This window comes from Longimicrobium sp. (assembly GCA_036377595.1).
Lineage (GTDB): Bacteria > Gemmatimonadota > Gemmatimonadetes > Longimicrobiales > Longimicrobiaceae > Longimicrobium.
On record DASUYB010000051.1, the window covers coordinates 1 to 1,569 of the forward strand.

The following is a 1,569-nucleotide window of genomic DNA, read 5'->3' on the forward strand; positions in this document are numbered from 1 at the left end:
CTCTTTCTGAAGGTGTCGTATCTCGTGCGGATCTGAGGCTGGTCGGCGGGCTCTGGTGACTGCCGCGGGCTGGCCTGAACGACGAAGGGGGAATTGCCCCGGGCGGGCTACTAACGACGAGGGGGGGAATGGCGGATCGTCGCGGATGGGGCGGATGGGGCGGATCGCGGCCTTGGGCGAGAGAACGTCAGGCGCCACGAGCCCTCCGATGTCATCGGCTCTGTTGAAAGGTTCTTGAGCCATGATGGAGAATGAGGACGTTATGCGTGAGGACGCGCAGGATCTGCTCGCCGGCCTGTGCGGCAGCGGAGCGCGTGGTGAGGGCGGGGCCGAGGCGGCGCTTGTGCTGCGAGAACGTGCTCTCGGCCTGCTGCCGCGCGCGGTAGAGCGTGCGGGGGAAGCGGCGGCGCATCTCGCGCCGGTAGCGCGTCCGCGGGAGGCGCCCGGCGTCGTGCATCCGGCGATTGAGCGCGATCGCCGTCTTGGGGATGCCGAGTTGCTCCCGGCAGAGCACGTGACAGTGCTCCGCGTCGTAGCCCGCGTCGGCCGTCACCGCGGCGAAGCGCATCGCGGCGCCGCGCAGCACGGTGGCCGCCTGGCGCATCGCGGGGGCGAAGTCGGGGGTGTCGTGGGCGGGCCCGACGTTGGGGATCGCGCCGAGGATCAGGTGGGAGCCGGCGTGGACGACGGCCGTGAGCTTGGGGTGCCCGGGTCGGTAGTGCGGGCCCGCCGGCCGGCGCCCGCCATGGAGCGCGGCGTAGGCGGCGACGTAGCGCTCGGAGTAGACGTAGCGGTAGTGTGGGCTCGCGTAGTGCGCCTCGAGCCCGGTCGCGTCCACGGCCGCGATCGGAGCGGGGTCGAGCAGGCCGAGGCGGATCGCGCGGACGACGACGGCATGCTGCGCCCGCTCGAAGGTCCCCCTTTTTCCGCACCGGCGAAGAACCGGTGCTGGGCATAGCTGAGGGTTGAGTAGTGCGGCACCTTGCGGAGCCCAAGGACGTGGCGCAACTCGCGCCATTCGGCGACCATGGTCACGAGGCCCCGATAGTCGAGCTCGAACGCCTGCTTGAGCGCGAGGAGCGCGAAGAGCTGCGGCTGGGTGAAGTCGTGCCGCGAGTGGACGCAGGAGTACCGCGGCAGGGCTTGGCGTCCGACTACCAGCGCCTCGCGCGCGACCTGGAGCGCGGACTTCGACATCGAGCGCATGAGAAGCTCCGCTCATCTCGTCCTCCGCCAGCCCCGCATGGCGCGCGCCATCCGACAGCAATTCAACAGAGCCGATGACAGTGGAAACAAGCCGCCGGCGGCGGCGCTCCTGCGGGATGACAAGGGGGGGAGTGCTGTCGCCGTTCCCCCTCTTGCTCGCGCCGCCTGCGGCGGCGCTCCTGCGGGATGACGAGGAGGGTGCCGTTGCCGTTCCCCCTCTTGCTCTCTGCTCGTGGCGAGCGATGCTCGCTCGCCCCAGGCCGTGATCCGTCTCATCCGGCGAATCCGGAGATCCGGAGCAAACCCAGCAACACTCGTTGGCGATGCCCGCCCGAGCGGCAGTTGCCGAGCACCAGCCCGAGC

The 1,569-nt window shown here is 70.4% G+C and carries 1 protein-coding gene; it reads right to left on the bottom strand.

What is annotated here, in order from left to right:
• Positions 1-211 precede the first annotated feature (211 nt).
• Positions 212-838, bottom strand: a complete 627-nt coding sequence (locus tag VF092_07190) for a transposase (GenBank protein HEX6747067.1) — start codon at positions 836-838, stop codon at positions 212-214.
• Positions 839-1,569: the final 731 nt, after the last annotated feature.